The sequence below is a fragment of the Micromonospora sp. NPDC050200 genome, from assembly GCF_040656135.1.
Taxonomy (GTDB): domain Bacteria; phylum Actinomycetota; class Actinomycetes; order Mycobacteriales; family Micromonosporaceae; genus Micromonospora.
On sequence record NZ_JBFALG010000126.1, the window covers coordinates 1 to 7,383 of the forward strand.

General features: G+C 69.8%; 5 protein-coding genes and 1 pseudogene. 4 read left to right on the forward strand and 2 right to left on the reverse strand.

Annotation, left to right across the window (positions count from 1 at the left end):
* Nucleotides 1-184: 184 nt before the first annotated feature.
* A complete protein-coding gene (locus AB0I41_RS34360; protein ID WP_357115378.1) occupies nucleotides 185-685 on the reverse strand; it encodes a hypothetical protein in 501 nt (166 codons plus the stop codon).
* A 299-nt stretch (nucleotides 686-984) separates the two neighbouring features.
* On the opposite strand from AB0I41_RS34360, the gene AB0I41_RS34365 reads away from it, so the two are divergent.
* From AB0I41_RS34365 to AB0I41_RS34380, 4 genes are all read left to right on the forward strand, one after another.
* Entirely contained in the window at nucleotides 985-1,938 is a 954-nt protein-coding gene (locus AB0I41_RS34365; RefSeq protein WP_357115380.1) for a hypothetical protein, read from the forward strand.
* Nucleotides 1,939-2,472: 534 nt separating this feature from the next.
* Nucleotides 2,473-4,701: a bacterial transcriptional activator domain-containing protein gene (locus tag AB0I41_RS34370; protein ID WP_357115382.1), complete on the forward strand. Its 2,229-nt coding sequence runs from the start codon at nucleotides 2,473-2,475 to the stop codon at nucleotides 4,699-4,701.
* 50 nt (nucleotides 4,702-4,751) lie between these two features.
* Nucleotides 4,752-5,741 carry a DUF2637 domain-containing protein gene (locus AB0I41_RS34375; RefSeq protein ID WP_357115386.1) on the forward strand — a complete coding sequence of 330 codons (990 nt, stop codon included), beginning with the start codon at nucleotides 4,752-4,754 and terminating at the stop codon, nucleotides 5,739-5,741.
* A 589-nt stretch (nucleotides 5,742-6,330) separates the two neighbouring features.
* Entirely contained in the window at nucleotides 6,331-6,927 is a 597-nt protein-coding gene (locus tag AB0I41_RS34380; protein ID WP_357115384.1) for a hypothetical protein, read from the forward strand.
* 100 nt (nucleotides 6,928-7,027) lie between these two features.
* Here AB0I41_RS34380 and AB0I41_RS34385 read toward each other — a convergent pair.
* A pseudogene (locus AB0I41_RS34385) lies at nucleotides 7,028-7,279 on the reverse strand (transposase); the annotation flags it as partial.
* Between the last annotated feature and the right edge of the window lie 104 nt (nucleotides 7,280-7,383).

The window sequence follows — 7,383 nt, forward strand, 5'->3', positions numbered from 1 at the left end:
GCCTTTCGATCGCCAGGACGGCCCACGGCGTACGGCCGGGGAAGTCGGGCAGCTGGTAGACGTGCGGGTCATGGTCAAGTGCCCGCTCATCGGCATGAGCGGATGGGCGGAGCAAACCAACCGTGACCGATCCGACGCCGCCGACGCGTACGTCCCGCGGTATGAGGCGAATGCCGTACGTGTTTCAGTACGGCAGGTCCCGGCCTAGATGGCGGGCGTACGCACGGTGCGCGGCGAGGATCGCGTCGAGCCACCGGGCGAGCATCCCGTCGGCCCGGCGCACCTGCGCCGTCTTGGCCTCGAAGGACTCGCGGTCGTAGTGGAAGGCGGACTCGATGCCGGGCTGCGCGGCGAGCGCGTTCTCCAGTAGGTCGTCGGGGATGGACCCGCGGCTCGGTTGGACCAGGAATCCCACCTCGTCGTCGAAGCCGAAGCCCCACTCCAGGCCATCCCCGGTGGAGAGGTAGACCTGCGCGCAGAGGGCGTTGCGGGTGATCTGAAACTCCTCTCGCCTCTCGTCGGGGCCGGCAAGCGCGATCAACTCAGTCGGGAACCGGTCGAGAGCCGCGGCGACCGGCGGGAGGGCGGCGAGCTGGTTGCCGCGGTAGCTGACGCTGCTCAGGTCCGCGGAGCTGCTCAGCGGCTCAACGCCGGGCACCACGTAGGCGGGCAGGGAGGAGGTCATGTCTCGGTATCCTCATGCGCGACGGTCGCTTCAGTCCTGCGGGACGTGGATGGTGAACGGAATGTTATTCGCCTGCAGGCACTCGGAAGACCGTCGTGCATGCCGAGGTCGTTCACGGTCGGGCTGGCCGCTGCCGCTCGGCACGAAGTGCGAGGCACTGAACACCATGGGCTGTGGTCGGCCGAGTCACGTCCGCCGAGCACGCCCCGTTTCCCTCCCAACGGGTTGTGCATCAGGGCGCATGTGATCTCCACTCGCACATCTAAGCTCCTCACGTGTATTTCGTGGAGCGGTCGCGCGTGGATTCTCCGTTCAGCAAGCTGGTCTTCCACGTGCCGGAAACGACGGTGCTCGGCTGGTTCCAGCGCGCCTGGCACCACGAGGACCCGGGAGCGCTTCTCAACGCCGAGATCGGCGGCGGCGCCTACGGTTTCGACTCGATCTTCGAGGCGGTCGAGGAGCACCGCCTGCCCTGCCCACAGACCCTCGACGAGCTGCGCGAACTCCTGGACGAGCACCTCTGGGTCGAATCTGACGACTCGATACGCCTCGACGAGCGGGGGCTGCGGGTGCGTACCAACGACGACGAGGTGGACCTGGCCTACTACTTCCTCGAGGACGAGGCGATCGCCGCCCATCCCGACCGGCTCGCGTACCTCGTAAACGGCACTTGGCCGCTGCCGTCCGGTGCCGCCGCGCCCGGCGCGACCTTCACCCCTGACGTGGCGCTCCGCGTCGTCGGCCCACCTGGGCCCGGTCCGGATTCCGTCTACGCGGTCCGCATCACCTGGCAGCACACCGACCACAACGGCACGAACCTGGACCAGCGGGAAGCGACCGTCTTCCCTGGCGTCAACCTGCCCGGACTCGCCGACCACTTACGCGGTATCGCCGATCCCGTGTCCCGGGAACGCTTCGTCGCCGACCTGCTGCGCTCTCTCGTCGGACCTGGCGACGATGGCATCGGCCCCGCCATGGACCGTTACGTCTGCCTTGAACCATACGACTTGTCGATTTTTGGAAAGTGGACCGCACCCAGCCACGAGCAGATTCTGCAATGGAAGCTGCCGGAGCCACCACAGGAGGCCCGCGTCGCGGTGGATGGGCACCTCGCCCAGGCCGCCCGCTACATCGACGAGTTCTTCGGCCACGAGCAACTGTTCCTCTTCGACACGCAATGGGCTGCCGCGTACCCCGACCTGGCGCTGTCCCTGCTCCGCTATGCCACCCACTGGGACCCGTTTGCGCCGTGACGGGTTTCCCGAACACCCAGTTACGTCACGGGCTCCTGACCGCCCGAATAGGTTCACCGCGGAAGCGGGGACTGAACTTGCCCCGTTCGCTCTTCGGCTGATTCCCTGTCCTCCATCGCCGCCAAGCGCCTCGGAGACGACCGAAGGTGGCCGGACATCTTCGCCCTCAACCGGGGCGCCCGCTTCGATGAGGGCGGCACCCTCCGCGACCCCGACCTCATCCACCCCGGCTGGACGCTGCACCTGCCCGCCGACGCCACCCCATCCACCATCCACCAGCCCCGGCCCGCACCGCCACCACCTCCTACCGACCGCTCGGACGTCGAGGCGCCGCAGCCCCCACCGGCCGCCGACGTCCCGCCCTCCTGCTCGCCGAGGGGCACCGCAGCGCCGCAAGACGCCGCTCCCGACCCCCGCCCGTCGGCCGTCACACCAACCCGGACCAGCGACGGCACCGCCGCGCCCACGAGCGATCCGTCGAACGCCAGCCCGGCCCCTGACGGCCGCCCCGATGCCCAGCGGAGCGCCCGGGGAGTGTCACTGCCCAGCGGCAGCTGGACCGACCTCGGACTCGCCCTGGCCATCGCCGCCGCCGTCGCGCTGGTATGGGCACACCGTCAGCGCCGCTACATCCCCCGCAAACCCTCCACCCTGCCGCGCCCGGACGAGGAAACCCTCGCGCCCATGCCCCGCGTCGTCGGCCAGATCCGCCGCGCACTACGCCACGCAACCCCCGGCAGGCACGAGCACGACGAGTACGATCCAGCCGACGAGCGCATCGCCGAGGTCGGCGACATCGACGAGAACCGTCCCGCCGACGGCACCCGCAGCCTCGACGCCAGGTCCGCCGAGACGACTCACAGCGACCCAGCGGACGTACGACACGCGGTCAAACGCGCCAGCGGTCACGACCCTGTGCCGGTGGCGCCGGCTCTGGCGCATCCGCTGTCGGCGGTGTGGCCGCCCGCCGGGTTGGGCCTGACCGGGCCCGGCGCGCAGGCCGCCGCCCGCGGGTTCCTCACCGCCGCCCTGGCCGCAGACGCCGCCGAGCATCCCGACGCCCGCACCCGGGTGGTGATGCCCTCGGCGACTGCGGCGACGCTGCTTGGCGCTGCCGCGGTCACCCTGCCCCGCACGCCCCGGCTGACCATCACCGCCGGCCTCGACGACGCCCTGGACATCCTCGAAGCCCAGACGCTGCACCGCACCCGACTGGCATACCAACACGAGGTCGACACCGTCAGCGACCTGCGCGCCGCCGACCCCTACGAAGAACCCCTCCCACCGGTCATGCTCCTCGCCGACGCCACCGGCCGACACGAACGCGCCCGCATCGCCGCCCTGCTCACCCAAGGCCAACGCCTCGACATCCACGGGGTGCTCCTCGGCGCCTGGCCCGACGGCAACACCATCGACGTCGCCGACGACGGCGCCACCACACCCGCCGACGGCGACACCGCCCGCCACGGCGCCCACCCCGCCGACGTCGGCCGGCTCGCCGTCATCAACCCCACCGAGACCCTCGACCTCCTCACCACCCTGACCGAAGCCCACACCGGCCAAGCACCCGCTCCCGCCCCCGCCGAACCCGCACCCACCCCCGCCCAGGAAGCCACGCCAGCGCCGCCTCTGCACCAAGCCCCGCGGATCCACCGGCCACGGCCAGAAACGCACGCCACCGACGATGCGCCCGCCCACCCCGGCGACAGCGGCCCCCAGGATGCCCACTCACCTGACGCGGCGGCGGCTACCCCGCCCGCACCTGACACCTCCACCGCGAACACCGCCAGCGTCACCGCCAGCGTCACCGCCGGCACCACCGTCGTCACCGACTCCCCCGAAGACACTGGCGGGCAACCAGCAGCAGCAGCGGCGGCGGCTGGCGGGCCATTCCCCGCCGACACCGACGAGCCGCGCCTCGACAACGACCCTGCCGCCGCTGCCAAGCAAGGCCGTGCCGCACCGGCAGCAGGCGAAGCCGGCAGGGTCACCGTGACGGTGCTCGGCGAACCGGGCATTGTCGACGGCGACCCGCAGCGCACCATGCGGGCGAAGTCTCTGGAACTGCTGGTGTACCTGGCCGTTCGCGACGGCAGCGCCCCCGCGGAGGCAATCCTGGACGAGCTGCTGCCCGACGCACCCGCCAGCAAGGCCGTGCACCGGCTGCACACCTACGTCTCCGACCTGCGCAGCGTCCTGCGACACAACGGCGGCCCCGGCAGCTACCTCACCCACCCCCACCACCGCTACCAGCTCAACCCCGACCGCTTCACCATCGACCTGTGGCAGATGCGCGCCGCGATCCGCGCCGCCGACACCGCCACCGGCAAGCCCGACCGGGTCGCGGCCCTGCGCCGCGCCGTCGACACCTACCGGCAACCGCTGGCCCAAGGCTGCGCCTACGAATGGCTCGAGCCCTACCGCGAGGCCGTGCGCCAAGAAGCCCTCGACGCCGCCGTCGCCCTCGTCGAGGAACTCCACGGCCAACCGTCGGAGCAACTGGCCATCCTCGACACGGCGATCCCCCACCACCCTCACGCCGAAGGGCTGTACCAGGCCGCGATGCGAGCGCGCGCCCACCTCGGCGACCTCGACGCCGTGCGGGCGCTACGCCGGATGGTGACCCGCCGGCTCGCCGACATCGACGCCGAACCCACCAACGACACCCTCACCCTGGCCGACCGGCTCATCGCCGACCTGCGCCGCAACGCCGACGCCTCCGGCACCCGCCGACCGCCCCACGCGGATGGAGCCCACACGTGAGCCCGACGACCAGCACCACCCCCGGCGCGGAAGGCTCCACCAGCGTGAAACTGCCCGATGACGTTGCCACGCATCTGCGGCGGCTGCGCTGGGCGGTGCGCGCCACCCTCACTCTCGGCGTCGCCGCGTCGGTGGCCGCGAACGTCCTACACGCCCGACCAAGCCCGATCAGCCAAATCATCGCCGCATGGCCGCCGCTGGCACTGCTGCTCACCGTCGAGCTGATCTCCCGCGTCCCGCACCATCGCCGCTCCCTCGGGATGATCCGGATCATCGCGACGGCCATCATCGCCGCTATCGCAACCTGGGTGAGTTACTGGCACCTCGCCGGGGTCGCCGCCCGGTACGGCGAAACCGAGGCCGGTGCCGCCTACCTGCTGCCCATCTCCGTCGACGGCCTCGTCATCGTCGCCAGCGTCAGCCTCGTCGAGATCACCGGCAGAATCCGTGCCGCCTCACCTGGGCACAAGCCCACGCCAGCCGCCCCACCCGGACCGCCGCACCCGGCCGATCCGACCCCAGGGCGAAAAAGCCCTCACACTGTCCCCGCCAAGCAGGTGGCGTCGCCCCTGCGTGTTGTACCGCTGAATAAGGGACACGGCCGGTCGACAGTTGCTGCCGGTGACGCTGTCAGCGGTGACGTCTGCGAGCCCGACCCGGTTGACGAACCTCGACGGCGTACCTCCGCTGGCTGCGGCATGCGGCACGACGACAAGGCGGATGACACGGCGCCGCCGCAGTCGAAGGACGCGAAGCCCGACGACGTGCCGCCGACGCTGCCACGCGACGACAACAGCGACGTGCCGCAGCCAGACGCCCCAGGCGATGCCCCGGCACACGACCATGTACCCAAGGGAACCGCCGCCGCTGTCGCCTACTGGCACCAGCGCGACCCCGACCTCCACCCGGCGCAAATCGCTACACGAATCGGCCGATCTGAACGCACCGTACGCCGACACTGGCCACCCCCGACCGACAGCGCCACGCCGCACGTCAACGGCCACCACGCCAGCGACCTTGCTGACAGCCGGCGCCGCTGACATCCGATCCGGCTACCCGTGGCCCTGCCGTCCACAGGAAGGACCAACAATGGGCCGCTGTCGCGCAGCTCTCGCCGTGGCCCAGCGGGCGCAGGATGACGACCTGCGCACCCTGTGAGCGGTGCTGATGCTGGGCTACGCGACGATCGGGCGCACAGAAGACACGTCGCCCTCGCCGCCCGCCACCCGCTGCCGGACCGCGCGCTCGCGACGAGCGTCCGCCACACGAACGGATCAATGGTGAGCACCGCTGCGGCGTGGTTCTGCACCGGTCCCGGCGAGAAGAACACCACAGGATGCGGGCGCGCCGCCGCGTTGTCGCCGGTGTGTGTGCTCGGGAAGTTGACGCCGTCGAGCGAGACTTTCAAGGCCGCGCCGGGCGGCGGCACGGTGAGCGTTCTCGCTCGGGCGTTGAGTCCACCTCCGCCCGCAACCACGGCGGTCACTGACAGTCGCGATGAGTTATCAGATATCGAGGGAAGAGCCGACGCTTACGGACTGTGGTGAATTAACGACATGATGTAGAGAGATCCGATAATTCGGAAAGAGAGGTTTTGCCCAGGGTGGACCGACACTAGACTGCTCACCCATGCCGTACAACAAGTACGACCCCGACGACCAACAAGACCGGTTCCACACCAAGCCCACAGCACCCCACACCCCACCCACTCAGCGGATCACGTACGTGGACGTACACCACGGCGACGGCCCGGCACCGTACACGCCACCTGCGGCGCACTACCCCCAATCCCCGACGCCGTACACCCCACCTGCGGCGCACTACCCCCAGCCCGCGACGCCGTACATCCAACCTGCGGCGCACTACCCCCAGCCCCCGACGCCGAATACCCCACCTGCTTACACACCGTCGCCCTATGCGACCCCGCCGGCGCCACGACAACGGGGTCAGACGGATACCGCTACCATCGTCGCCCGCGTCGTGGTCGGCGTGACCAGCAGTGTGGCTTTCATCTTCGCCTTGCATATATTCTTTTCGTTGGCCAAGGCCAACCAAGACAACGGCTTTGTGCAATTCGTGTACGTGGTGGCCAAAGTGTTCGTACTAGGGTTCGGTGACGTATTCACGCCGAACGACGCCAAAATTGGGCTCGTTCTCAACTACGGGCTCGCCGCGCTGGTGTACTTGGTCATTGGCAGGCTGATCGCCCGGGCGCTCCGACAATAGCCATCCACAGACCTGGCCGGCATCCAACTTCACGGGCCACTCCGCCTTACAATGCGGTGACTCCTCAGGGCCCCGGGGTGTTCCGGGAATGTCCGGTTGGTCATGGGATGCCGTGGAGGGTGAGGGCAGCGGCGGGAGTGCTGTGGGCGCGGCGGACGCTGGTGGTATTCACCCAGCCGGTGAGGCGGAACGTGCCGCGGATGATGTCGCGCAGGATGGCCATGATGGCGGGGGTGTTGTGGGCGCGGACCTGGCTGGCGTCTTCGCCGAAGGTCACGTCGCGGATCCAGTGCACGCTGTTCTCGATGGTCCAGTGTTCGCGGGCCCAGGCGGCGATCTCCTCGGGTCGGGCCTGATGGGTCACGGCCCCGGCGTTGTTCGGGAGTGTCCGGTTTGATCATGGTTTGTTAGATGCCGTAGACGGCGAAGACGTCGCTGCGGTCGTGTAGGTCGCGG

Coding starts and splice junctions, on each gene's coding strand:
- AB0I41_RS34360 (WP_357115378.1), bottom strand. CDS start 685: ATGACCTCCTCCCTGCCCGCCTACGTGGTGCCCGGCGTTGAGCCGCTG.
- AB0I41_RS34380 (WP_357115384.1), top strand. CDS start 6,331: ATGCCGTACAACAAGTACGACCCCGACGACCAACAAGACCGGTTCCAC.